We start from the raw sequence: 21,854 nt of genomic DNA, 5'->3' as shown, positions 1-21,854 counted from the left end.
GCCCTCAGGTTCTGTCGGAGGGGGATGCGACGATGGTTCGGCCATGCAGCAGACCTGGGGGTTCCGAGGTACGCGGGCCGCGATGTTCGCGGCCACCTGCGTGCTGCTCGCCGCCCTCGGCCACGTCATGATGTCCGGCGCGGGCCTCCCGTGGTGGGCGGTACCGATGGGCTTCGGCTGGATCGGGATCACCGCGTGGATCGTCGCCGACCGCGAACGCGGCGTACCGTTCGTCGTCCTCAGCACGCTGGTGGCGCAGGGCGCACTGCACCTGGTGTTCTCGCTCGCACAGTCGATGGCGGTACCGCACGCGATGCACACCGGGCACCAGATGACCGGTACGTCGTCATTCGGCATGCTCGGCGCCCACCTGCTCGCGGCGCTCCTGTGCGGTCTGTGGCTCGCGTACGGGGAGCGGGCCGCGTTCGCCGTACTGCGATCCGTCGCCCGCCTGATCCTGGTGCCGTTGCGCCCGTTCGCGCGTCCACAGGTCACCGCGCACCAGCCACGGATCCGGCCCGCTCACTCCCCCATGCCGTACGACGACCTGCTGCTGGTTCATGCCATCACCTCCAGGGGTCCACCGAGCGGAATCGCTGCTTTCTGACAGCACGATCCGCCCCGGGCGTTCGCCGTCCGGGGATGTGCCATGCCATCCGGCAGGCCTCCGCTCACCGGCGTCGCGTTCCCGCGCGCCGCCGGATCTTCAGAAGGACTCAATCCATGACTCCTGCCTTGATCGACGACCGATCGACACAATTGGCGATCGCCGCCCGTGACGGCGATCTCGTTGCCCTCGACAACTTCATCCGCGCGCTGCACCACGACGTACGGCGGTACGTCGCCCACCTGAGCGCCGATCCGCACTCAGCCGACGACCTCACCCAGGAAACGTTCCTGCGGGCGTTGCAAAGCCTGCACCGGTTCGAGGGCCGCTCGTCGGCGCGGACGTGGCTGCTGTCCATTGCCCGGCGTACCGTCGCCGACGACCTGCGCCGCAAGGCAGCACGCCCGCGAATCTCGCGGCACGACTGGCAGCGGGCGGCCGAACAGACCCAGCCGCGGGACCTCCCCGGGTTCGAGGACGGCATCGCGCTGACCGAACTGCTCAACGAGATCCCCGGCGACCGGCGGGAGGTCTTCGTCCTGACACAGCTCGCCGGTGTCCCGTACGCGCAGACCGCCGCCCGCCTCGGCTGCCCGATCGGCACCGTCCGCTCCCGGGTATCGCGAGCCCGGACGACCCTCGCCGACCTACTCACCGCCTGACCGACCCCGGCCGCCTCCCGACCCTGGTCTGGGAGGCGGCCGGGCCTAGGATCTGCGGTATGGCGACGCGGCTGGTGCAGATCTCGATCAAGGCGAACGACAGCTCCGCGCTGGGCAGGTTCTGGGCGGAGGCGCTCGGCTGGGAGGTGACCGCCGACAACGCCGAGGAGACCAACCTCGAACCGGAGGGCTTCAGCTATCCGGACCCGAGCGCCGTCTGCATCGACCTCATTCCCACCCCTTTGCCCAAGTCGGTGAAGAACCGCATCCACCTCGATCTCGCCACCACCTCCGCGGCGCACCAGGCGGAGCTGATCGAGCGCCTCCAGAGCGTCGGCGCGACGCCCGCCGACATCGGCCAGGGCAACGTCCCGTGGACGGTCCTCGCCGACCCGGAGGGCAACGAGTTCTGCGTCCTGGAGCCGCGGCCGATCTACAGCGACACAGGCCCGATCGCCGCTGTGGTCGTGGACTGCGCGGACCCGCGGGCCATGGCCCGGTTCTGGTCCGGGGCCATGGACTGGACTCTGCACGAGGTCACCGACGACTTCGCCGTACTGCGCTCTTCGAAGGGTGTGGGTCCGTACCTCGAGTTCATCCGCAGTCCCGACCCGAAACTTGGTTTGGACCGCATCCATCTCGACCTGCGCCCGTACCTCACCGACGACCACGCTGCGGAGGCGGACCGGCTGCGGTCGCTCGGCGCCACCGACCTCGACATCGGCCAAGGCGACGTCCCCTGGACTGTCCTGGCAGACCCCGAGAACAACGAGTTCTGCCTCCTCACACCCAGATGATGCGGATCACCAAGTACACCCACGCCTGCGTGCGGCTGGAACACGACGGCCGGGTGCTCGTCATCGACCCCGGGACCTGGAGCGAGCCGGCAGCCTTGGCCGGCGCGGACGCGGTGCTGGTGACTCACGAGCATGCCGACCACGTCGACGTACTCCGGCTGATCGGGCTCGGCGTGCCGGTCTACGCCCCCGTCGACGCGCACATTCCACAACTGGAGGTCACCGGTGTGGCCTCCGGCGAGGAGTTCACGGCCGCCGGGTTCCGGGTACGGGCGGTCGGCGGTCGGCACGCGTTCATCTACGGCGGGCAGCCGGACTGTGCGAACCTCGGCTACATCATCGACGAGGCGGTCTACCACCCCGGTGACTCCCTGCACGTTCCCGAGCAGCCGATCGAGACGCTCCTGGTGCCCGCGCAAGGATCGTGGATGAAGATGGTGGAGGCAATCGACTTCGTCAAGGCCATCGCACCGCAGCGGGCGTTCGCGATTCACGACGCCCAGCTCAACGACCGCGGCCTCAGCAGCGTCAACGGCTGGCTCGCTGAGGAGACCGGCAGCGGCTACCGGTACCTGGCTCCCGGCGACTCGGTCTGACCGGCCCTAGGCTTTGAGTTCCGCGACGAGTTTCTCGACGCGAGTGCGGATCTCGTCGCGGACCTCGCGGACGACCTCGATCGGTTGTCCGGCGGGGTCGGTGAGTTCCCAGTCCTCGTAACGCTTGCCGGGGAAGATCGGGCACGCATCCCCGCAACCCATCGTGATCACCACATCGCTGGCGCGCACGTCCTCGGTCCGCAGCACCTGAGGGACGTTCCCAGCGATGTCGATACCGACCTCCCGCATCGCCTCGATCGCGGTCGGGTTGATCTGGTCGCGCGGCTCGGATCCGGCCGAACGAACCTCCACCGCAGCACCCGCCAACTCCCGCAACCACCCCGCAGCCATCTGCGAGCGCCCGGCATTGTGAACGCAAACGAACAACACGACAGGTCTACTCACGACGCAACTCCAGAGTCGGTACGGCGGACTCCTCGACGGAGCCGCTCAGATCGGGATACAGCACGACGACCAGGCCGACGCCGACGACCGCGCCGATCACCTGGAACACCACGAAACCAGGAACGGAACCAGGTGCGATCCCGGCGAACGTGTCGCTGAACGCCCGGCCGATGGTCACGGCCGGGTTCGCGAACGACGTCGACGACGTGAACCAGTACGCCGCACCGATATACGCGCCGACAGCAGCAGGTACGACGGCGGCTCGGCCGGACCGGACGAGCGCGAAGATCAGCAGGATCAGCCCCGCGGTGGCGACCGTCTCTCCGATCCACAAATGACCTGCGGACCGGTGCGTCGTCGACCACGAAACGGCCGCCGCACCGAACATCACGTTGGCCAGCACCGCGCCGGCAATCGCGCCGACGACTTGCGCAGCGACGTACGCCGACATGTCCCGCAGACTCAGGCCGCCACCGCCTCGGCGGCCGAGCCACCAATCGGCGACCGACACAACCGGGTTGAAATGCGCCCCCGACACCGGCCCGAGCATCAGGATCAGGACAGCCAGCCCAAGCGCGGTCGCGAAGGAGTTCTCCAGCAACTGCAGTCCGGTATCGCCGGGTGAGAGCTTGGCCGCCGCGATCCCCGATCCGACGACAACAGTCACCAGCAACCCGGTCCCGAGCCCTTCCGCAACCACCCGCCGCCACAGCACCAAGCTCATCCGTTGCCCACCGCGACCGCCAGCCGGTCGATCCGGCCGGCGAGTTCGACGTACGCGGCCTCGAACGCGGCGTCGGTGTCGGCCGGTGCCGGGTCGGGGATCGACCAGTGCAGGCGGGTTTGGTGCTCGAGATGTTCGTACGCGTTGTCGCACACGGCAATCAGCAGATCGTCGCGCCGTACGACGTCCCGCAGCCGCGTGGTGCGCCACCCGGCCGGATCCAGGCCGTGACGCCGAGCGACCTTCACCGCTCGCGGATGCACACGCTCCGCCGGCTGCGTGCCCGCAGACAACGCCGGGACTCGACTGCGCCGCGACCAGATCGCCGCGGCCAACTGGGAACGGGCCGAGTTCTGCGTGCACACGAACACCACTCGCTCCGCACCGGCCGGCGCGGGCGTCGTGATCGCCACCAACGCGTCGGGCCGAAGACGCACATAGGTACGCCGCCTGTCCCCCTCGGACCGCGTCCGCGCGACGACGCCGGCCGCTTCGAGGACCTTCAGGTGATGAGCCACCAGGTTCGTCGGCAACTCCAGCGCGGTGGCGAGCTCGCCTGGGGCCGCATCTCCGGCGACCAAAGTGTCCACGATCGCGAGCCGCGCCGGATCACCGAGCGCCGCATGAATCCGGGCTCGGTCCGGCACGGTGAATCGCTCACTGTTCATTGACTCAATGATTACTGAGCTACTTCACCTCGTCAAGCAGGACCCGTCAGCGCGTTTCGAGCAGAGCGCCGATCCACTCCAGGCGTTGCGGGACGGACCAGTAGTAGACCCAGGTCCCGCGGCGTTCGCAGTCGACCAGGCCGGCCTCGCGGAGGACCTTCAGGTGATGCGAGATCGTCGGACCGCTGACCTCGAACTGCGGCGTCAGGTCGCACACGCAGATCTCACCGGCGGCCGAGGTGATCATCGACAAGAGCCGCAGGCGGATCGGGTCGGCGAGCGCCTTGAACACCGCGGCCCCTTCAGCGGCCGCGGCCGGATCGAGCGTCGCGTCGGAGATCGGCGTACAGCAGGCGCCGCCCGAGATCGGCGTCAGGGTGATCTCCTGTTTCGACATGTGTCTATCTTGACTCTTGTCGAATCAGGAGGCAAGGTGGGACTCGCTGATTAGATGAACTTCGAGATAAGGAAGTGGATCGTGGGCGTGGCGGAACCCGTGGTGATCATCGGGGCCGGTCCGGTCGGGCTGGCTGCGGCGGCGCATCTGGCCGAGCGTGGACTGGACTTCGTCGTACTGGAATCCGGTCCGGGTGTTGCGGCGGCGATCGGTGAATGGCGGCATGTGAAGCTGTTCAGCCCGTGGCGGTACGACCTCGACAGCGCGGCACAGCGGCTGCTCGAGGCTAACGGCTGGAGCGCACCGGATCTCGGCACGCTGCCGACCGGCGGGGAGCTCATCGACGCGTACCTCGAACCGCTGACGAAGCTGCCGCAACTGAACGACAAGATCCGGTACGGCGCTGAGGTCGTCGCGATCACCCGCGTCGGATTCGACCGGATCCGCACCGCCGGCCGTGAGAACGCACCGTTCCTCATCCGCCTCGCCGACGGCACCGAACTACTCGCGTCCTCCGTGATCGACGCCTCCGGCACTTGGCGCAAACCCAACGTCCTCGGCGGCTCAGGCATCCCCGCCCGTGGCGAGATCGCCGCGTCGAACGGCGCCGGCCAGGCTTCGGGTGGTGTCGCTCGGGCGCTGCCCGCCGTACTCGGCGCTGATCGGGACCGGTATGCCGGACGTCGGACGGCTGTCGTCGGCGCCGGGCATTCCGCGGCGACCACCTTGCTGGACCTCGGTCGGCTCGCGGAGGAGGTGCCCGGGACCGAAATCGTGTGGGTGGTCCGCGGGACTGACCAGGCGCGCACGTACGGCGGTGGGGACGCCGACGAGCTGCCCGCCCGCGGCGCACTCGGCTCCCGCCTCAAGAAGCTCGTCCAGTCCGGCCAGGTCGAACTGGTCAGCTCCTTCCGCATCGAGTCCGTCAGCACAACGCACGACACGACGGACGGCGCCCCGAGCGGGCGGATCGAGCTGCGCTCCGGGGAGCGAACCGTCGTCGCCGACACAGTCGTGAACTCCACCGGGTTCCGCCCGGACCACGACGTCGTCGCGGAGCTGCGGCTCGACCTCGACCCCGTCCTCGGCTCGACTCGTGCGCTTGCGCCGCTGATCGACCCGAACCACCACTCCTGTGGCACGGTGCCACCCCACGGCGTCGACGAGCTGGCCCATCCGGAGCCGGGCTACTACGCGATCGGCGCGAAGTCGTACGGCCGCGCACCGACGTTCCTGCTCGCCACCGGCTACGAGCAGGCCCGCTCCGTCGTCGCCGCACTCGCCGGTGACTGGGAAGCCGCCCGCGACGTCCAGCTCGACCTCCCCGAAACCGGCGTCTGCTCCTCCAACCTCGCCTACGGCGACTCCGCCGAAGCAGCCGGCAGCTGCTGCGGCCCCACACCGACCGCCCGCGGCCTGGCCACCGGTATCAGCGGCGGGCTGCTGACAGTGATCGAGGACAAGCAATCCGGCTGCTGCAACTGATGTCCGCACCCGCCACCACGACCGGCCGCACCGGCTCCGGTCGTGGTGGCGTGCGACGTGAAGTCATCGCCGCACTCGCGATCACCACCACCGTCAGCTACGGCGTCCTGTACTACGCCTTCAGCGCCCTACTCGAACCGATGCGCCACGACCTGCGCATCTCCCCCACCACCGCGACCGGCGCCCTCACCCTCGCCTCACTCATCAGCGCCGTCCTGGCCGTACCTATCGGCCGCCAACTCGACAACCGCGGCGGCCACGGAGTCATGAGCCTCGGCTCGGTGATCGCAAGCGTCGCAGTCCTCGCCTGGTCCCAAGTCCAGAACACGATCGAGCTGTACGCCGCTTTTGTTGCCATCGGCATCGCCTCGGCGATGGTGCTCTACCCACCCGCGTTCGCCGTCGTCGTCGCAGTCACCGCACCACAACGCCGTACCGCCGCACTCCTCGCCATCACCCTCGTGGCCGGATTCGCCAGCTCGATCTTCATCCCCCTGACCGGCCAACTCGTCCACGCCCTCGGCTGGCGGCGCGCCCTCCTCGTCCTGGCCGCCGTGCTCGCGCTCGCCACCATCCCTCTGCACATCCTCGCCCTGCGCCGAACCCGACCAAGCACGCCGCGCCGCGACGCTCCTCGGACGTCACCGACCCGCGTGCTTCGCGAGGTCGGCTTCTGGCTGCTCGCCGTCGTGTTCGTCCTCCACAGCGCCGCCCTCGCGATCATCGGCGTACACCTCGTCACCTACCTCACGAAGCTAGGGCACTCCCCCACCGCGGCCGCCACCCTGGCAGGCCTGCTCGGTCTGCTGTCCGTCACCGGCCGGATCACCGTCTCCGTCCTCCGCCGATGGTTGCCAATGACATCGATCAGCGCCGCGGTCATCACCCTCCAAGGCATCGCCCTGGCCGTCCTGCCCGCCGCAGGCCGCAGCACTGCGGGCGCGGCCGGCTGCCTGATCGCGTTCGGCCTCGGCTTCGGTGTCGCGTCCATCGCCAAACCCGCGATCATTCTCGACCGGTACGGCGACCAGGGCTACGCGACCATCGCCGGCCTCCTCAACACGCCGACGACACTCGCGTCCGCGACAGCTCCCCTGGCCGCCGCAGCCCTGGCCACCGCCGTCGGCTACACGCCTCTCATCCTCAGCGCGGCCGCCGCCTGCGCGCTCGCAGGCCTCACCCTCGCCGCCACCCACTTACTGCCGGCGCGCATCACGCCGGCGCCGCGTCGCTAGTCGCGTTCTTGCGGGCCCTCGGCTTACGAGGCTTGGAACCGTTGCCGTTGGTTTCCGGCTCGGCCGCGAACGGGATGAACGGCATGGTCAGTGGAAGGGCGGCCAGCCGCATCAGCAGCAGGACGTTGTCGTCGCCGGCGGTCTTGTTGAGGCGGAGACGCCCACAGTTGGTGCACCGGTGGATGAGGACCCAGCGGCCCTCGCCGCGGACCGTGACCGCGATCGGCTCCATACCGCCGGCACAGTCGGCCTTGCGATCACCCGGCACGTTGCGGTCGAGATGACGCGACCACAAACAACCCGGGCAATGGTTGCGATGGGTAGTTCCAGGGGCGTCGAGGGAGACCTCTACGCCGCAATGTTCACAGCTGAACGAACGTGCGAATGCCAAACCGAAGAACCTTTCAAAGCGAAACTGCAGGACAGAACAGTCATCGCTTCACCTCCTCCCGGTTCGCACCGGTTGTTCCGGCGCACGTCCCCCCAGCAGACCAGCCCACCTCCAGCACCGTCAAACAATTAACCATTTTCCCGCCGCCCGGGCCGCCGACCAACCGCACCAAGCAGACGAGGGGTTATCCGGCTCTTGTGACTGATGCGTGGGTGGTCGACGGGTTCAATGGCGGTGCCGGGCTTGATGTGATGTACACACTCGACAGGACATGTCGAGTGGCCGGGTAGTGCACCTGAGCGTGAACACGCCCGTGCGTACACCGTCTCACCGGTGCACTACCTGTCGAGTGTGCACATCACCCCCGCCGCAAGCCGCCACGCCGCCACCAACCCGATCACCCCAGCCGGCACCACCACACCCACACCTCGGGCAGAAGAACGGATATCCCCTCGAATGGTGGGTTCTCTGCTCGTACACCAGGGGAGAACCCCCAACGCGAGGGGATATCCGGTCTTGTGACGCAGGTGTGGGTCGGCTGGGCTGAGTTGGGCGGCGCCAGGTGACCCGGCAGCCGGGCACGGGGCCCGGATAACCCCTCGTGTTCGGGGTTCTCCCCTGCCGCGTCGAGTCGTGGGCTTTGGCGGTCACCTGCAGCCTCGATTCACGACTCGCGGTGTCGAGGGGCAACCAAACGCCACGACTCGACGTCAGGCCGCACGGGCGGCCCGCGTGAGCCGGCGCGGCGGGGAAAGAAATCGTCGATCCGTGCAACTTTGTTTCCCCGCTCTCGAGGACTGGCGCGGATCGAGCAAGAGTTCTCCCCCCACCGACCTCCGTCATCCACGGATGAGCCGCCGTGGTGGGCAGCGGCCCCGCACAACCTGTCCCGGGCCCCTGATGGGGCGACGACCACCCACACATCGGACAGAAGACCCGGATATCCCCTGGTGTTGTGGGGTCTCCGTTGGTATGCGAGGGGAGAACCCCCAAGACGAAGGGATATCCGTCCCAGTGCAGCGCAGGCACGGCAGTCGAGGCAGGTTCGGTCGGGGAGGCTGGTTCGGTGGCGGGTGGCGGTGGGCGGGCGTGGTTGGTTTGGGGGGTTGACCTTGACGTTGGGTCAAGCCTGCAGGGTGAGTGGTATGACAGTTCGAGTGGGCGCTGGTCCGGCGATTCGGGTGCAGGGGTTGGAGAAGGCGTACGGGGAGAAGGTGGTGCTGCGCGGTGTGGAGTTCGATGTTGCGCGGGGCAGCATCTTCGCTCTGCTCGGGTCTAACGGGGCGGGTAAGACGACGACGATCAGGATCCTTTCCACGCTTCTCAAGGCGGATGCGGGCACCGCCGCCGTCAACGGGTTCGATGTCGCCACGCAGCCGGCCGACGTACGGGAGTCCATCAGCCTCACCGGCCAGTTCGCCGCGGTCGACGAGATCCTGAGCGGCCGGGAGAACCTCGTACTGGTCGCCAAGCTGCGGCACATCCAGAACCCGGGCGCGATCGCCGACGACCTGCTCGCCCGGTTCTCGCTGACGGAAGCGGCCGCCCAGCGAACGGCGACGTACTCGGGCGGGATGCGCCGCCGCCTGGACATCGCGATGAGTCTGATCGGGGACTCGCCGGTGATCTTCCTGGACGAGCCGACCGCGGGGCTGGATCCCGAGGCGCGGATCGAGGTGTGGCAGACGGTGAAGGAACTCGCCGGCCACGGTACGACGGTGCTGCTGACCACGCAGTACCTGGAAGAGGCCGAACAGCTGGCCGACCGGATCGCGATCCTGCACCAGGGCCGGATCGTCGTGAACGGCACGCTCACCGAGCTGAAGCAGCTCCTTCCGCCCGCCGAGGTGGAGTACGTCGAGAAGCAGCCGACCCTCGAGGACGTGTTCCTCGCCATCACCAAGGACCGAGCCATCACCAAGGACCCAGCCATCACCAAGGACCGCGCATGACGAATCATTTCCTCAGCGACACCGGCGCCCTCACCGGACGCAGCCTGCGCCATGTGACCCGCAGCATGGACACGATCATCACGACGGTCCTGACGCCGATCGCGCTGATGGTGATGTTCGTGTACGTGTTCGGCGGCGCGATCGACACCGGGACGGACGCGTATGTGAACTACATGCTGCCCGGGATCCTGCTGATCACGGTCGCGTCAGGCGTGGCGTACACGGCGTTTCGGATCTTCATGGACCTGAAGAGCGGGATCTTCGAGCGATTCCAGTCGATGCCGATCGCGCGATCCGGCGTGCTCTGGGCGCACGTCGTCACCTCGCTGGTCGCGAACCTGATCTCGCTGGTGATCGTGTCGGGTGTCGCCCTGATCATGGGTTTCCGGTCGAGCGCGAGCATCCTGGACTGGCTCGCCGTCGTCGGCATCCTGTTCCTTTTCACGCTCGCGCTGACCTGGATCGCCGTGATTCCGGGGCTCTCGGCGTCGACGGTCGAGGGAGCCGGCGCGTTCGCGTACCCGCTCATCTTCCTGCCGTTCGTCAGCTCGGCGTTCGTACCCACGCAGACGATGCCCGGCCCGGTGCGCTGGTTCGCCGAGAACCAGCCGGTGACCTCGATCGTCGACACGATCCGCAACCTGTTCGCGCAGCAACCGGTCGGCGACGACATCTGGACCGCGATGGCGTGGTGCGTCGGGATCCTCGTCGTCGCGTACGCGTTCGCGGTGGCTGCCTATCGCCGGAAAGTCGCCTGAGGCAGGCTGGGACCTATGCTCACGATCAGCCAGCTGGCGGCGCATGCCGGGGTGACGGTGCGCGCAGTGCGGCACTATCACAAGATCGGCCTGCTGCCGGAGCCCGGACGCGACCACTCCGGGTACCGGGCGTACGACGCCGGCGCGGTCGTGCGACTGATCCGGATCCACACGCTGGCGGATGCCGGCGTACCGCTCGCCCGCGTGCAGGAACTCCTCGACGCCGACCCGGACGACTTCACCGACGGCGTCGAGAAGATCGACGGGAAACTGCGCACCGAGATCCGACGGCTGCAGGACACCCGCAAACGCCTCGCCAAACTCGCCGCCGGTGAGCACCTGGCGCTTCCGCCGAGCGTCGTGGGCTACCTCGACCGGCTCCGCGAGCTCGGCATGCAAGAGCGGTACATCGAACTCGAGCGCGACGCCTGGATCATGCTCGCCGCCAAGGTCCCGCACCTCATCGACGACGTCGTCGCCCAGAAACACCAATCATTGCAGCACCCCGACATGATCAAGCTCTACCGGATCGTGAACGAGGCGCTCGACTGGTCCGAGGACGACAGCCCACGGATGGTCGAGCTCGTCGACCTCCTGGAGCGGATCATGATCGCCGCGGTGCAAGCCGGCGCGGCCGGCAGCTACGACCTCGACGACGACCTGGTCCACCTGATGGACTCGGCCGTGCTCGAAGCCTCCCCCGGCGCCGAGCGGGTCCTGGCGCTCCTGGAGGAACGCGGCTGGAAGGGCTGGACCCGCATCGAGCGCGTGCCGATCGAGAGGCTCAACGCCCTAGGACAACCTGGCGGCAGCGTGTAGCGCGAGACCGTCGGTCGCCGCGATGTCGGCGCGGAACCAGCCTGATGAGTCGACGGTGTACGTCGGACCGCTGCAACTGCCGGCGGAGTAGTCGCCGTGGAAAACGTCGCAGTACACGCCGGCCGGAAGGTCGGTGTGGAAGCTCCGCCCGGTCAAGGCTGAGCTCTCGTCGTTGAGCACGAGGTAGCCCTTGTCACCACGGCCGAACGCGATCGCGTCGTTCCCGTTGTCCCACCACTCGGTCACGGCGGTCCCCCGTACGACGTTGTGGAAGGCGACCATGTTGGCGATCACCCGCCACTCGTGCTCGCACCGCCAGCGGTTGCTGAAGCAGGTCGTGTCGACCGTCTGCCCGGTACCGGTCGACGGCGGCCCCTCGTCGTTCGACGTGTACTCGTAGCTCGACATCACCTTCGGCGTCCCGTACGTCCAGGCCAGCATGAACGCGTTCGCCATCGCGTAGCGGCCGTTGTCGCGGAACGTGAGTACGCCGCTCCCGCGCTGCGTGTCGTGGTTGTCGGTGAACACCACGGCACGATCCGACGCGAGCGGCTCCGCGAACGTCTTCAGGTAGGCGAGCCGCTCGTTGTTGAAGATCTTGGCGAGATCCTTCCCGTACCGGAACTCGAGCACGTCACCGTTCCCGACGTACTCGTCCGGGGTGATCGGCTCGCCGGCGCCGTAGATGACCTCTTGATACAGGTACGCCGGACGCGACAACCGGGACTTGATCGCGGCGATGTCCTCGGCCGGCATGTGCTTCGACGCATCCAGCCGGAACCCGTCGACGCCGATCGACAGCAGATCGTTCAGGTACGCCGCGATTCGGCCGCGCACGTAGTCGGTGCCGGTCGCGAGGTCGGCCAGGTCGACGAGCTCACAGTTCTGCACCTCGTACCGGTCGCCGTAGTTGACGATGTCGTCGTTCCCGTTGCGCCCGCAGTGATGGAAGTCCTGCGTCTGGTACGTCCCGGGGTAGTCGTAGTGCGTGTACGACGAGCCTGCGCTGCCGACACCGCCCGACGAGCCACCGGTCATGTGGTTGATGACGGAATCGACGTACACCTTGACACCGGCCGCGTGGCAACTGTTGACCATGGCAACGAATTGGCTGCGCGTACCGCGGCGGGTGTTGTCCAGTTTGTAGCTCACCGGCTGGTAGTCCTGCCACCACGGGTACCCGGACCCCGGCAGCACGACATGCTCCTGCGGAGGCGAGACCTGCACCGCGCCGTACCCCTTCGGCCCGAGCACCTGGCCGCACTCCCGACCGACCGACGTCCAGTTCCACTCGAACAGCTGGACGATGACGTCGCGGTCCCCCACCGGCGTCGCCTGCGCACTCGCCCCGCTCAGCCCGGCCATCGACAGACCCAGTAACAGGACGAGTAACCGGACCGGCAATCGACGCATCATCGGACTCCCTCGGGGCGGCGGGTACCTCATCAAACCACGCAGGCCGGTGGTCCGAAGGGGTCCCGTGTCGCAGAGTCGGCGAAAACGGCGCATACTTGAGACCTGATGCTGCCCTATCGCGCGACGACGCGTCGTCACCTGTCCACCAGTCCTTTCAAGGCCAAGGTTTCCGACTCGCTCAAGAGTTACGAGGTCGGTGAGCGGGTCTCTCACGACAGGGAGGGACTCGGCCGCGTCCATTCAGTTGAGGCTGATGGCACGGTCATCATCGACTTCGGAGCCGGACGACTCCTGCGGGTCGTCGCCCCCTTCGCCAAACTCCACTCCCTCGGCCAGGCCGACGCCGAAGCCGACGCCGACGTCTGACCGACGCGGCGCCGCTGAACGTTGGTCAGCGGCGCCTCAGGCGAGACAACAGGTCTCGTACGGCGGCACGTTCAGCGACGCCATGTAGTCGGCGACGTGACTGCTGATGCAGGTGTTACACCCGCCCGCGCTGTACCCCTCCCAGGTCAGTCACTCCGCGTGCCCAGACTCGCGGCCATCGCCACGCCCCGCCGTACGCGGATTCGGCTCCGGCCGCCTTGCGCTTCTCGGTGGTGCCCACGGAGTGGTATCGAGTGGGTATGGATCTCTCGGAGAACAAGGCTGTCGTGCAGGAGCTGGATGAGCTCGGCAACGGCACAGGCGATCTGTCCCGCCTCGACGCGCTCTGTACCCCGGACCTCGTCAACCACGCGCTCGCCCCGCACATGCCGCCCGGGATCGAGGGCACCAGGCAGTTCCTGACCGCGGCAGCCCGCGACCGGCAGCCCGGCCGCTGGGTCGAGTCGTTCGTGGTCGCCGAGAACGATCTGGTCGTGCAGTTCGGCTCGCGTGAACTGCACTGGCCCGGCGGGAACTTCCGCGGATTCGACCTGCCCGAGGGCGTCTGCACCCGGGACGCCGCCTTCGCCTACCGCCTCCGCGAAGGCCGCATCGCCGAACGCTGGGCAATCCGGGACGACCTGACAATGATCCTCCAACTCCGCGGCCGCTAACCCCACAAGACGCAGGCGTATCAATTGCCGTTCTCGGGCCTCTTATAGGTGCACGCAGTTAGTGCTGATGAACCGGGGGTGAGGAAATGGCGGTTTTTCTGGATACGCCGACCGGCGGGCTGACATCGGACACGGGCGTCTCCTTTCGGTACTGGTGGCGGGTGGTTGGGCTGATCGTGGGTGCCGGCGTCGTGCTTGGCGCAATGATTCTCGGTCGCCGTGTCGGAAGCGATTTCTTGCCGCAGGCAGCGTGGGTCGCGATCCTCGCGATCGCCGTACAACTCATGATCGTTCTGTTCGCGGCCCCTGAGCTGCCGCGCCGCGTGAGTGCCGTACTTCGTTGGCTCGCGCTGATCCTGAGCGCTCTGGCCGCCGCGCACTTCGGCGACGCGGCGAGTCTCAAGGGTCATGCGCAGTCGATCGTCGACATCGAGCTCGCCGGCAGCAGTGACGCCTGGACGGCCTGCAACTGCGACGCCGACCTCACCAGGGCTCTTCAACAGGACTTCTGGTTCATCGTCTCCTACGTTTTCCTGCTCGTCCTACTGACGTCATGGGCCGGCAAGTACTTCCGCCTGCCGGCACTACGGCGGGCGCGCACCACCGTCGTCATCGCAGTCGTCGTCGCGGGCGTCTTCGACATCGGCGAGAACATCTTCATGCTCACCGCGGGATCGTCGAACGGGCCCTGGCAGTTCGCCGCGGTCTGCGCCTGGGCCAAGTTCACGTTGCTCCTCGTCGCCATCGTCTACACCGCGGGAGGCGCCTTCGCCTGGTGGTCGACGCCACGCTGGATCAGGCTCGCCTCTTGGGCACTACCGAAGTATGCCCGGGCCGTGGCCGGCATGGAGCCGAAGGTGAACCCTTCGGAAGAGGTCATCCAAGCCCCAGAGGGCACTCAGACGCATCGCTCCGAACCTCCACCCGGGAAGGCCAGGTATGGCATTGCCCTTTCCGGCGGTGGCATCCGGGCGTCGTCGATCAGCCTCGGCGCACTCCAGGAGCTCGACGGTGAGGTCCTCAGCTGGTCCGGGGCACGCGCGGTCACCGCTGTGTCGGGTGGATCGAACATGGCGGCCGGCTGGAGCATCTCTCGATCCAGCTACCAGTCGACGGCCGAGGAGGCGCTCGAGCGAGCGCGCCTCCAAGAGCTGGCGCCGCTTCCGTGGCAGCAGCAGGACAACGGGTGGCTCACCGTCGAGGAGCGTCATCTGGTCGACAACCTCGGGTACCTGGGGTCGAACCAACCTCGAGGATCCGACACCGATCCGGCCGCTGCGAAGACGACCAGGCAGTCCGGGCCCGAGGGCAGTCAGACTTCCACCAAAGCGTCGTACCGGCCAGCTGTGTTCGCGACGGTGATCGCCGGGCTCACCGTCAATGTGGTGGTGCTGCTGAGCATGCTCTGGGCGATCACACGGCCTGTGGGCTGGGCCTTGCGCAACCTCACCGGCCAAGGTGGCGACCTGCCGAAGAACGCGATGCATCAACTCGTCAAGCACCATGCGCTCGCGCTGCCCGGGCTCATCTTCCTCGTCGCCGGATTCATCGTCCTGATGCTCTGGGTCCTCGCCGGTCAGTTTCTCGTCGGGTACGCCCAGAACAAGGCGGGGGCGCGCGTCACGCTGCAGACGCTGAAGCGCGCGTCGTACAGCGCGCTCACCCTCGGGGCGTTGCTCGCTCTTGCGCTGTGGGGCTTCGTCGAACTTGTCGGCGCGGTCGCCCATCTGTCGTTGCCCACGCTGGTCGCTACGGCCGGTGCGAGCGCCGGGGTCGTCGGCTCGGTCGTCCGCATTCTCAGGAAGCCGGCAGCGCGCTTTGCGCCGATGCTCGGGGGCCTTGCCTTCGTTGTCGTCGCGCTCGGGGTGACGGCGCTGGCGACGTGGAACGCGGCCGAGCACGAGGTCAGCTGGTCCGGGCACGATCTGGTCAGCTGGCAATCCGGCTGGAACTGGGTTCTCGCACTGGCGCTTCTGACGATCGTGCTCCTCGGCCCCAGCTCGGAAAGCTGGTCGCTGGCGCCCTTCTATCGAGGCAAGCTGCGTCTGGCGTACGCGACGTACCGGACCGCGAGCGCGGAAGAGGGGCTCCGAGTACGGCCGTACGAGAACGACTCCCCCGGTACAGACAAGTCCAAGCGTGAACCCGGCCTGTTCGCCTTCAACTACGACAACAAGGCCGTGCGTACGCCGCTCGTGGTGTGCACGACCAGCACCGTGACCTCGCGTGCGGTCCGTAGCCGCTACGGCACTCCGGCGCTGAGCGTGACGTTCGATCCTGATCGGACCATTCTGCATCTGCCCCAGGACGGGCGCGGCAACACGCTGCAGTTCGCGGCATCCACGCGGGTGCTCGACCGGCTCGGCCAGACGTTGCACAAACGGATCACCACGATGATGGCGGTCGCGATCTCCAGCGCGGCGGTCTCGCCAGCGATGGGGCGGTACCAGATCGGCCCGACCAGCATGCTGCTGGCCTTCTTCAACATCCGGCTCGGCGTGTGGATCGCCAACCCGCGCTTCATCACCCAACTCGAAGCCGCCGGCCTGGCGAACAAGCCCGACCTGGCGTACGCGCATACAGGGCTCGGGTATCTGTTCAAGGAGTTCTTCGGGATCCACGACCTCGACGACCCGTACCTCTACCTGACCGACGGCGGGCACTGGGAGAACACCGGACTCGTCGAACTGCTCCGCATCCGCGAGATCACCGAGATCGTCTGCGTCGACGCCGACTCCGGCCCGGGTGACGCGACGAGCTCACTCGGCAAGGCGATCGCGATCGCCCCCAGTGAGTGCGACATCCGGATCGACATCAGCCTCGACCCCCTCCGGGCGACGCCGAGCAGCTCGCGCGTCCCGGCGTACTCGCCGCGAACCGTCAACATCGGGTTCTTCACCAAGGGCGCGGGATCCTTCACCGCCGATACCCCGGTCGGTGTGCTCTGGTACGCCAAGCCCGGCCTGGCCAAGGAGATGCCGGCGGCGCTGCTCGCCTTCCACGAGCGGTACCCGACCTATCCGCGCGAGTCGACCTTGAACCAGTTCTTCGACACGGCAAGTTTCGTTGCCTACCGCAACTTCGGTCGCTACAACGCCCGCCAGATCCTCCTGGCACGCCGGAAACTCCGGGAAGCCCTGGACGAACTCCTTGCCCTCGCCAACGACGCGGATCTCGACGAGCGGCTGAAAACGATGGCCTGTGATCCACAACGCCACTGGGCCATCGCCGAACTCTCCCGCGCCGCCCACAGCGCAGTCTCCACGCCATCTCTGATCAAGTCCTACTGCACCGCGGTAAGGAGCTCTCTCGTATAACCCACGTCACGGTCTCGACTGCGCCACGTTCTGGACCAGCCAACGCGAGAGCGGGCGCAATCGGGTGAACGCAGCGAGCACCTGGTCCGCTGCGGCGGAGGTGTGAATCCATTCCTCGCAACCAAGCGCCCGAGTCGCGATAAGCGACTTATGCCGCAACAGCTCCGCCCGTGGATGGTCGACGGGATAACCGCGCAGCGGCCGCTTCAGCAGGTCGCCCGAGATCACGAATCCCTCCAGCTTTCGCAAGATGGCGACCAACTGCGGCCCAGAACGATCGTCTGCCACCGCGACCCGATAGCGCTCGATCTGCACCGACGGCGCGTACCACCACGCCAAGCTGACCTCTAGCCCGTCCAGATCGAACCGGACGCCGAGCTCGACGTTCCGAGCCAACCGGACAATCGCACTCTGCCGCTGCCACGCCCGCAACAACACCTCGCCGTACCCCCAGACCGAGAAGTCCTCGTACGCCGAATCCGCGTCAGCCACCGCGTTCAGCAGCTCGATCATCGGACGCCGTACCAGCTCCTCCCGATCCCGCCGGCACTCCCGCCGTACATCAGCCGAAGGCTCCCCCTCGAGCCGCAACAACACATCGAAAGCGCCCTGCGGCCACCCCTCGAACGTCACGTCGAGCAGCCTAGCGAGGCGAAGGACTCAGAGGCCGACCATCGCCATCCCGGCCGGGTTGTAGCGCTCCCCCTGGACGCCGATCCGCGCGGCGAGCGTGTCGAGATCGGCGATCTCGTCCGCCGACAGCGCGACCTGCGTCGCACCGGTGTTCTCGTCGATCCGCGGGCGGCGACGGGTGCCGGGGATGGGCACGATCCACGGGTGCTGCGCCAGCAACCAGGCCAGTGCGATCTGCCCCGGCGTGCAGCCCTTCGGCTCGGCGAGGGCGCGGACGTAGGCGACCAGGGCCTCGTTGGCCGTGAGGTTGCCGGCCTCGAAGCGCGGGACCCGCGAGCGGATGTCGCCGGCGGTGAACTCCGTCGACGTACTCACGGTGCCGGTCAGGAAGCCCTTGCCCAGCGGGCTGAACGGCACGAACCCGATCCCGAGCTCGGCGCACGCCGGCAGCACCTCCGGCTCCGGATCCCGCGTCCACAGCGAGTACTCACTCTGTACAGCCGTCACCGGGTGTACGGCGTGCGCCCGGCGGATCGTCTTCGCACCGGCCTCGGACAGGCCGAAGTGCCGAACCTTGCCGGCCTGTACGAGTTCGGCCACCGCTCCGGCGACGTCTTCGATCGGTACGCCGGGGTCCACCCGATGCTGGTAGAACAGGTCGATCACGTCGATCCCGAGCCGCCGCAACGACTCGTCCGCGACGCGCCGGATCTGCTCGGGACGCGAGTTCGTCCCGGCCATCCGGCCGTCCTGGATGTTCCACCCGAACTTGGTCGCGATCACGACCTGGTCGCGCAGCGGCGCCAGCGCCTCGCCGACCAGTTCCTCGTTGACGTACGGCCCGTACACCTCGGCCGTGTCGAAGAACGTGACCCCGGCGGACTCCACGGCGTACCGGATCACGCCGATCATGTCGTCGCGGTCACCAGGGTTCGGTCCGTAACTCTGCGACATCCCCATGCAGCCGAGACCGACCGCGGAGACCTCCAGACCTTGACCGAGCGTTCGTGTGTGCATGATGCCTCCTCAGGCCTCGGGGATTTCGATGCCGCCGTACGCCGGCGTGATGGTCTCCGGCGCCGGGCCGCCGCGGATCCCGGTGTCGAGCGCGACCACGCCTGGTTGAGGATGCCCCGCTCGTTGTCGTAGGCAAGCAGTTCGGACTGCCGGAAGTACGGGTGGATCTCGTTCCCGTACGCCGCCGCCGTGTCCACGTGCCGGTAGCCGACCTCCAGCGCGGTCTCGACGGCCGCGATCGTCTCCTCGGGCGTCTGGAACACACCGAACCCGATGGCCGGCATCTGCACGCCGTTGTTCAATTTGATCGTCGGAACACCCATGCCGCTACCGTAGGCCCGCCCGCCGCGAGCAGGGAGTGACTGCCGTTCCAGGTAACGCCAGGGCCTCCCTCCGCACAGTGCCTTGACGTAGCCCGACTTTCGAGCGTCCCATGAGCCATGGCTGGGCGCACGGGAGCTCCTTGGACCTCGAGATCCCTCAGACGGCGCCTACCGGGGGATCCAGGCCGCACTGTCGCGGCCATTGTCCTGGTCGGCGCCGCCTATTATCTCGGCGCGCGTCTGGGTCTGAGCCTGTCGCTGGTCGAACGAAACGTGACGCCGCTGTGGCCGCCCAGCGGCATCGCGCTGGCGGCGTTCCTCGTTCTGGGGAGGTCGATGTGGCCCGCTGTCGCGCTCGCTGCGCTGGCCGTCAATCTGCCGATCAGTGCCGGTCCGGTGCCCGCGCTGGTCACCGCCGTGGGCAACACCCTCGCGCCACTGGTCGCGGCGATCATTCTTGAACGCGTCGGCTTCCGGCGTCAACTGGACAGCCGGCGTGATGCGCTGGCGATCGTTTTCCTGGGTGCGCTCGCGAGCATGACGATCAGCGCGACCATCGGCGCCACCACGCTCGTATGGTCGAAGGCGATCGGCATCGCCGACCTGGCCGGTGCGTGGGCGGTCTGGTGGACCGGCGACGCGATGGGGGTTCTCGCCGTCGCGCCGTTCCTCTTGTGCATCCCTCTGTTCTGGGAGCTCGAGCGATGGCCGGTCGCCCGCTGGCTCGAGGCCGCCGTGATCCTCGTGCTGACAACGGTGCTTGCGGTGTGGACTACGTCCTCCGGTCTGGCTCTGTTGTTCCTGGTTCTCCCGTGCCTGGGCTGGGCCTCGTGGCGTCTGCAGTTGCGCGGCGCCGCACCTGCCGCGTTGATGGCGTCGCTGATCGCAACCTGGTCGGCAACACACGAGCTCGGCCCCTTCGCGGGCGGGCCGCTGCTCGAGCAGATGCTGACCCTTCAGGCGTTCAACGCCACGGTCGCGCTCACGTCGTTCTTCCTCGCCGCGCTCGTGACCGAGCGGATGCGGTTTGCTCGGGCGCTGATGTCCGCAGCTGCCGACTTGGAGGAGCGCGTCAACAGTCGCACAGCGCAGCTCACCGCCACCAACGACCGCCTGCGCCGCGAGATCCGCCAGCGGTACAAGACCGAGCAGCAACTGACCCTCGAGGAGGCGCGCACCCGGCGCGAGCACCAGATCGCGGAAACGCTGCAGCGCAACCTGCTCCCGGACCGGATGCCCGCCATCCCTGGCGTGGCCGTGGCCGCCCGTTACGTCCCAGCGACCGCGGACCTGCACGTCGGCGGCGACTGGTACGACATCATCCAGCTCCGCGGCGGCCTGATCGGTCTCGTCATCGGTGACGTTGCCGGACACGGCCTCCAGGCGGCGGCGGCCATGGCACAGCTGAGGATGGCGGTCCGCGCCTACGCCGTACGCGATCCTTCACCGGTCGCGGTGATGGACGGCCTGCACGAACTGGTCCGCGAGCTGCCGATGGCCGAGATGGTGACCTTGCTCTACGTTTTGTATGACCAGGACTCCGGCACGATCCGGTTCACGAACGCCGGACATCCGCCTGTCCTCCTGATCGACGACGCTGACACGCGGTACCTGGAGGGTGGGCTCGCCCCGCCGCTCGGCGTACTCCCGCAACGGGACTATGCCGAGGTAACACATCAGCTGCGGCCCGGAACCACCCTGCTGCTCTACACCGACGGGCTGGTCGAGGAGCGCACGCTGTCGATTCAGGACGGTCTGGATCGGCTGCTCGCCGAAGCGTCTGGCGGGTGGCACGGCGACCTCGAAGCACTCTGTGACCACGTCCTGTCATCCCTGCGGGTGAACGGCGAGGTTGCCGACGACATCGCACTGGTCGCGCTGCAGCCTTTGGTGCTGGCCGGTTCGCCGCTGTCCCTCGACGTACCGGCCGAGGCGGGCGTGCTCTTTCAAGTTCGGCACGCGTTAGGTCGCTGGCTGCGCGAGTCAGGTGTCGACGGGCGGGACGCCGGCGAACTCGCAATCGCATGCGGGGAGGCCTGCAGCAACGTCGTACGACATGCGTACGGCGCCTCGCCCGGCGACATGCAGGTCGAGGCGCGCCTTGTGGACGGCGTGGTCGAGCTGACTGTGCGCGATCACGGCCAGTGGCGGAGCCCTGGAGACCGAGGCGGCGGTTTGGGCCTGACGCTGATCCGCGGGCTGACGCACTCGGTGGATGTCGACAGCGGCCCAGACGGTACGACGATCCGCATGCGACGCAACGTGGTGGTTGGAGACGAGCCGTGACCGAGTACACGGTGGTGGATGCTCGAACAAGCAACGGCGTCCATGCTGTGCGGATCTGCGGCGAGGTCGACCTCACCAACGCCATCGACGTACGGGAAGCCATCAGCCGCATCGCGTCTCCCGACGCGCCCGCCATCGTCGTGGACCTGACCGAGACCGCCTACCTCGACAGCTCCGGCATCGCCATGCTGTTCCGCCTGGCCGAACGCCTCAACGACCGCCGCCAGCAACTCCGCCTCGTCGTCCCGCCGAACTCCCCCCTCCAAGCCGCCCTCAACCTGACCAACCTCCCTCAAACCATCCCGATCCAACCCACCCTCGAATGA

23 protein-coding genes are annotated in these 21,854 nt (G+C 67.7%); 14 read left to right on the top strand and 9 right to left on the bottom strand.

Features of this window, described 5'->3' with window-relative positions; all coding sequences use genetic code 11:
• Window positions 1-43 precede the first annotated feature (43 nt).
• From ACWF0M_RS31985 to ACWF0M_RS31970, 4 genes are all read left to right on the top strand, one after another.
• Window positions 44-607 carry a hypothetical protein gene (locus ACWF0M_RS31985; protein ID WP_452239463.1) on the top strand — a complete coding sequence of 188 codons (564 nt, stop codon included), beginning with the start codon at window positions 44-46 and terminating at the stop codon, window positions 605-607.
• Between the two features lie 116 nt (window positions 608-723).
• Complete coding sequence (locus ACWF0M_RS31980) at window positions 724-1,269, top strand: sigma-70 family RNA polymerase sigma factor (RefSeq protein WP_452239462.1); 546 nt, start codon at window positions 724-726, stop codon at window positions 1,267-1,269.
• Window positions 1,270-1,328: 59 nt separating this feature from the next.
• Window positions 1,329-2,066: a VOC family protein gene (locus ACWF0M_RS31975; RefSeq protein ID WP_452239461.1), complete on the top strand. Its 738-nt coding sequence runs from the start codon at window positions 1,329-1,331 to the stop codon at window positions 2,064-2,066.
• Entirely contained in the window at window positions 2,063-2,662 is a 600-nt protein-coding gene (locus ACWF0M_RS31970) for an MBL fold metallo-hydrolase (protein ID WP_452239460.1), read from the top strand. Before ACWF0M_RS31975 ends, ACWF0M_RS31970 begins: the two co-directional genes overlap by 4 nt.
• Before the next feature lie 6 nt (window positions 2,663-2,668).
• Here ACWF0M_RS31970 and ACWF0M_RS31965 read toward each other — a convergent pair whose 3' ends face one another.
• The 4 genes from ACWF0M_RS31965 to ACWF0M_RS31950 are packed head-to-tail and all read right to left on the bottom strand — an operon-like array spanning window position 2,669 to window position 4,856.
• Window positions 2,669-3,067 carry an arsenate reductase ArsC gene (locus tag ACWF0M_RS31965; RefSeq protein WP_452239459.1) on the bottom strand — a complete coding sequence of 133 codons (399 nt, stop codon included), beginning with the start codon at window positions 3,065-3,067 and terminating at the stop codon, window positions 2,669-2,671.
• The gene (locus ACWF0M_RS31960) at window positions 3,060-3,791 is read right to left on the bottom strand and encodes an aquaporin (protein WP_452239458.1); all 732 of its coding nucleotides are present in this window, start codon (window positions 3,789-3,791) and stop codon (window positions 3,060-3,062) included. The genes ACWF0M_RS31965 and ACWF0M_RS31960 overlap by 8 nt, the downstream gene beginning before the upstream one ends.
• Window positions 3,788-4,459 carry an arsenate reductase/protein-tyrosine-phosphatase family protein gene (locus ACWF0M_RS31955; RefSeq protein ID WP_452239457.1) on the bottom strand — a complete coding sequence of 224 codons (672 nt, stop codon included), beginning with the start codon at window positions 4,457-4,459 and terminating at the stop codon, window positions 3,788-3,790. Before ACWF0M_RS31955 ends, ACWF0M_RS31960 begins: the two co-directional genes overlap by 4 nt.
• A 46-nt stretch (window positions 4,460-4,505) precedes the next feature.
• Window positions 4,506-4,856, bottom strand: a complete 351-nt coding sequence (locus ACWF0M_RS31950; RefSeq protein WP_452239456.1) for an ArsR/SmtB family transcription factor — start codon at window positions 4,854-4,856, stop codon at window positions 4,506-4,508.
• Between the two features lie 87 nt (window positions 4,857-4,943).
• On the opposite strand from ACWF0M_RS31950, the gene ACWF0M_RS31945 reads away from it, so the two are divergent.
• Together ACWF0M_RS31945 and ACWF0M_RS31940 are read left to right on the top strand one after the other, a co-directional pair.
• Window positions 4,944-6,341 carry an FAD-dependent oxidoreductase gene (locus tag ACWF0M_RS31945; RefSeq protein ID WP_452239455.1) on the top strand — a complete coding sequence of 466 codons (1,398 nt, stop codon included), beginning with the start codon at window positions 4,944-4,946 and terminating at the stop codon, window positions 6,339-6,341.
• On the top strand, window positions 6,341-7,576 hold the full coding sequence (locus tag ACWF0M_RS31940; protein WP_452239454.1) for an MFS transporter: 1,236 nt from the start codon (window positions 6,341-6,343) through the stop codon (window positions 7,574-7,576). Before ACWF0M_RS31945 ends, ACWF0M_RS31940 begins: the two co-directional genes overlap by 1 nt.
• Here the strand turns inward: ACWF0M_RS31940 and ACWF0M_RS31935 are convergent.
• Window positions 7,554-7,967: an RNHCP domain-containing protein gene (locus ACWF0M_RS31935; RefSeq protein ID WP_452239453.1), complete on the bottom strand. Its 414-nt coding sequence runs from the start codon at window positions 7,965-7,967 to the stop codon at window positions 7,554-7,556. The two genes, ACWF0M_RS31940 and ACWF0M_RS31935, sit on opposite strands and share 23 nt — an antisense overlap.
• Before the next feature lie 1,145 nt (window positions 7,968-9,112).
• Between ACWF0M_RS31935 and ACWF0M_RS31930 the strand changes: the two genes are divergently transcribed.
• From ACWF0M_RS31930 to ACWF0M_RS31920, 3 genes are read left to right on the top strand one after another with little or no spacing between them, the layout of a single operon-like run.
• On the top strand, window positions 9,113-9,919 hold the full coding sequence (locus tag ACWF0M_RS31930; protein WP_452239452.1) for an ABC transporter ATP-binding protein: 807 nt from the start codon (window positions 9,113-9,115) through the stop codon (window positions 9,917-9,919).
• Entirely contained in the window at window positions 9,916-10,677 is a 762-nt protein-coding gene (locus ACWF0M_RS31925) for an ABC transporter permease (RefSeq protein ID WP_452239451.1), read from the top strand. The genes ACWF0M_RS31930 and ACWF0M_RS31925 overlap by 4 nt, the downstream gene beginning before the upstream one ends.
• Before the next feature lie 15 nt (window positions 10,678-10,692).
• Entirely contained in the window at window positions 10,693-11,496 is an 804-nt protein-coding gene (locus ACWF0M_RS31920) for a MerR family DNA-binding transcriptional regulator (protein WP_452239450.1), read from the top strand.
• Here the strand turns inward: ACWF0M_RS31920 and ACWF0M_RS31915 are convergent.
• Window positions 11,470-12,912: an alpha-amylase gene (locus tag ACWF0M_RS31915; RefSeq protein WP_452239449.1), complete on the bottom strand. Its 1,443-nt coding sequence runs from the start codon at window positions 12,910-12,912 to the stop codon at window positions 11,470-11,472. The genes ACWF0M_RS31920 and ACWF0M_RS31915 overlap by 27 nt on opposite strands.
• A 105-nt stretch (window positions 12,913-13,017) precedes the next feature.
• Between ACWF0M_RS31915 and ACWF0M_RS31910 the strand changes: the two genes are divergently transcribed.
• From ACWF0M_RS31910 to ACWF0M_RS31900, 3 genes are all read left to right on the top strand, one after another.
• Window positions 13,018-13,278 (top strand): hypothetical protein, encoded by a 261-nt coding sequence (locus ACWF0M_RS31910; protein ID WP_452239448.1) that lies wholly within the window; start codon window positions 13,018-13,020, stop codon window positions 13,276-13,278.
• Window positions 13,279-13,538: 260 nt separating this feature from the next.
• Window positions 13,539-13,952: an ester cyclase gene (locus ACWF0M_RS31905; RefSeq protein ID WP_452239447.1), complete on the top strand. Its 414-nt coding sequence runs from the start codon at window positions 13,539-13,541 to the stop codon at window positions 13,950-13,952.
• A gap of 86 nt (window positions 13,953-14,038) precedes the next feature.
• Window positions 14,039-17,269 (top strand): hypothetical protein, encoded by a 3,231-nt coding sequence (locus ACWF0M_RS31900; RefSeq protein ID WP_452239446.1) that lies wholly within the window; start codon window positions 14,039-14,041, stop codon window positions 17,267-17,269.
• A gap of 6 nt (window positions 17,270-17,275) precedes the next feature.
• Here ACWF0M_RS31900 and ACWF0M_RS31895 read toward each other — a convergent pair whose 3' ends face one another.
• Genes ACWF0M_RS31895 through ACWF0M_RS31885 form a run of 3 tightly spaced genes read right to left on the bottom strand, consistent with a single transcriptional unit; the run spans window position 17,276 to window position 19,242 of the window.
• Window positions 17,276-17,902 (bottom strand): DUF2461 family protein, encoded by a 627-nt coding sequence (locus tag ACWF0M_RS31895; RefSeq protein ID WP_452239445.1) that lies wholly within the window; start codon window positions 17,900-17,902, stop codon window positions 17,276-17,278.
• A gap of 27 nt (window positions 17,903-17,929) precedes the next feature.
• The gene (locus ACWF0M_RS31890) at window positions 17,930-18,919 is read right to left on the bottom strand and encodes an aldo/keto reductase (protein ID WP_452239444.1); all 990 of its coding nucleotides are present in this window, start codon (window positions 18,917-18,919) and stop codon (window positions 17,930-17,932) included.
• Window positions 18,811-19,242: a hypothetical protein gene (locus ACWF0M_RS31885; protein WP_452239443.1), complete on the bottom strand. Its 432-nt coding sequence runs from the start codon at window positions 19,240-19,242 to the stop codon at window positions 18,811-18,813. Before ACWF0M_RS31885 ends, ACWF0M_RS31890 begins: the two co-directional genes overlap by 109 nt.
• 117 nt (window positions 19,243-19,359) lie before the next feature.
• On the opposite strand from ACWF0M_RS31885, the gene ACWF0M_RS31880 reads away from it, so the two are divergent.
• Together ACWF0M_RS31880 and ACWF0M_RS31875 are read left to right on the top strand one after the other, a co-directional pair.
• Window positions 19,360-21,528: an ATP-binding SpoIIE family protein phosphatase gene (locus ACWF0M_RS31880; RefSeq protein ID WP_452239442.1), complete on the top strand. Its 2,169-nt coding sequence runs from the start codon at window positions 19,360-19,362 to the stop codon at window positions 21,526-21,528.
• The gene (locus ACWF0M_RS31875; protein WP_452239441.1) at window positions 21,525-21,854 is read left to right on the top strand and encodes an STAS domain-containing protein; all 330 of its coding nucleotides are present in this window, start codon (window positions 21,525-21,527) and stop codon (window positions 21,852-21,854) included. Before ACWF0M_RS31880 ends, ACWF0M_RS31875 begins: the two co-directional genes overlap by 4 nt.

The organism is Kribbella sp. NPDC055110, assembly GCF_053607525.1.
This window is presented reverse-complemented; position numbering and strand designations above follow the sequence as displayed.

Bases quoted from the DNA above. Each gene is read 5' to 3' on its own strand.
- ACWF0M_RS31985 (WP_452239463.1), top strand. From the start codon at position 44: ATGCAGCAGACCTGGGGGTTCCGAGGTACGCGGGCCGCGATGTTCGCG.
- ACWF0M_RS31980 (WP_452239462.1), top strand. From the start codon at position 724: ATGACTCCTGCCTTGATCGACGACCGATCGACACAATTGGCGATCGCC.
- ACWF0M_RS31975 (WP_452239461.1), top strand. From the start codon at position 1,329: ATGGCGACGCGGCTGGTGCAGATCTCGATCAAGGCGAACGACAGCTCC.
- ACWF0M_RS31970 (WP_452239460.1), top strand. From the start codon at position 2,063: ATGATGCGGATCACCAAGTACACCCACGCCTGCGTGCGGCTGGAACAC.
- ACWF0M_RS31960 (WP_452239458.1), bottom strand. From the start codon at position 3,791: ATGAGCTTGGTGCTGTGGCGGCGGGTGGTTGCGGAAGGGCTCGGGACC.
- ACWF0M_RS31955 (WP_452239457.1), bottom strand. From the start codon at position 4,459: ATGAACAGTGAGCGATTCACCGTGCCGGACCGAGCCCGGATTCATGCG.
- ACWF0M_RS31950 (WP_452239456.1), bottom strand. From the start codon at position 4,856: ATGTCGAAACAGGAGATCACCCTGACGCCGATCTCGGGCGGCGCCTGC.
- ACWF0M_RS31940 (WP_452239454.1), top strand. From the start codon at position 6,341: ATGTCCGCACCCGCCACCACGACCGGCCGCACCGGCTCCGGTCGTGGT.
- ACWF0M_RS31930 (WP_452239452.1), top strand. From the start codon at position 9,113: ATGACAGTTCGAGTGGGCGCTGGTCCGGCGATTCGGGTGCAGGGGTTG.
- ACWF0M_RS31925 (WP_452239451.1), top strand. From the start codon at position 9,916: ATGACGAATCATTTCCTCAGCGACACCGGCGCCCTCACCGGACGCAGC.
- ACWF0M_RS31920 (WP_452239450.1), top strand. From the start codon at position 10,693: ATGCTCACGATCAGCCAGCTGGCGGCGCATGCCGGGGTGACGGTGCGC.
- ACWF0M_RS31915 (WP_452239449.1), bottom strand. From the start codon at position 12,912: ATGATGCGTCGATTGCCGGTCCGGTTACTCGTCCTGTTACTGGGTCTG.
- ACWF0M_RS31910 (WP_452239448.1), top strand. From the start codon at position 13,018: ATGCTGCCCTATCGCGCGACGACGCGTCGTCACCTGTCCACCAGTCCT.
- ACWF0M_RS31905 (WP_452239447.1), top strand. From the start codon at position 13,539: ATGGATCTCTCGGAGAACAAGGCTGTCGTGCAGGAGCTGGATGAGCTC.
- ACWF0M_RS31900 (WP_452239446.1), top strand. From the start codon at position 14,039: ATGGCGGTTTTTCTGGATACGCCGACCGGCGGGCTGACATCGGACACG.
- ACWF0M_RS31890 (WP_452239444.1), bottom strand. From the start codon at position 18,919: ATGCACACACGAACGCTCGGTCAAGGTCTGGAGGTCTCCGCGGTCGGT.
- ACWF0M_RS31885 (WP_452239443.1), bottom strand. From the start codon at position 19,242: ATGGGTGTTCCGACGATCAAATTGAACAACGGCGTGCAGATGCCGGCC.
- ACWF0M_RS31880 (WP_452239442.1), top strand. From the start codon at position 19,360: ATGGCTGGGCGCACGGGAGCTCCTTGGACCTCGAGATCCCTCAGACGG.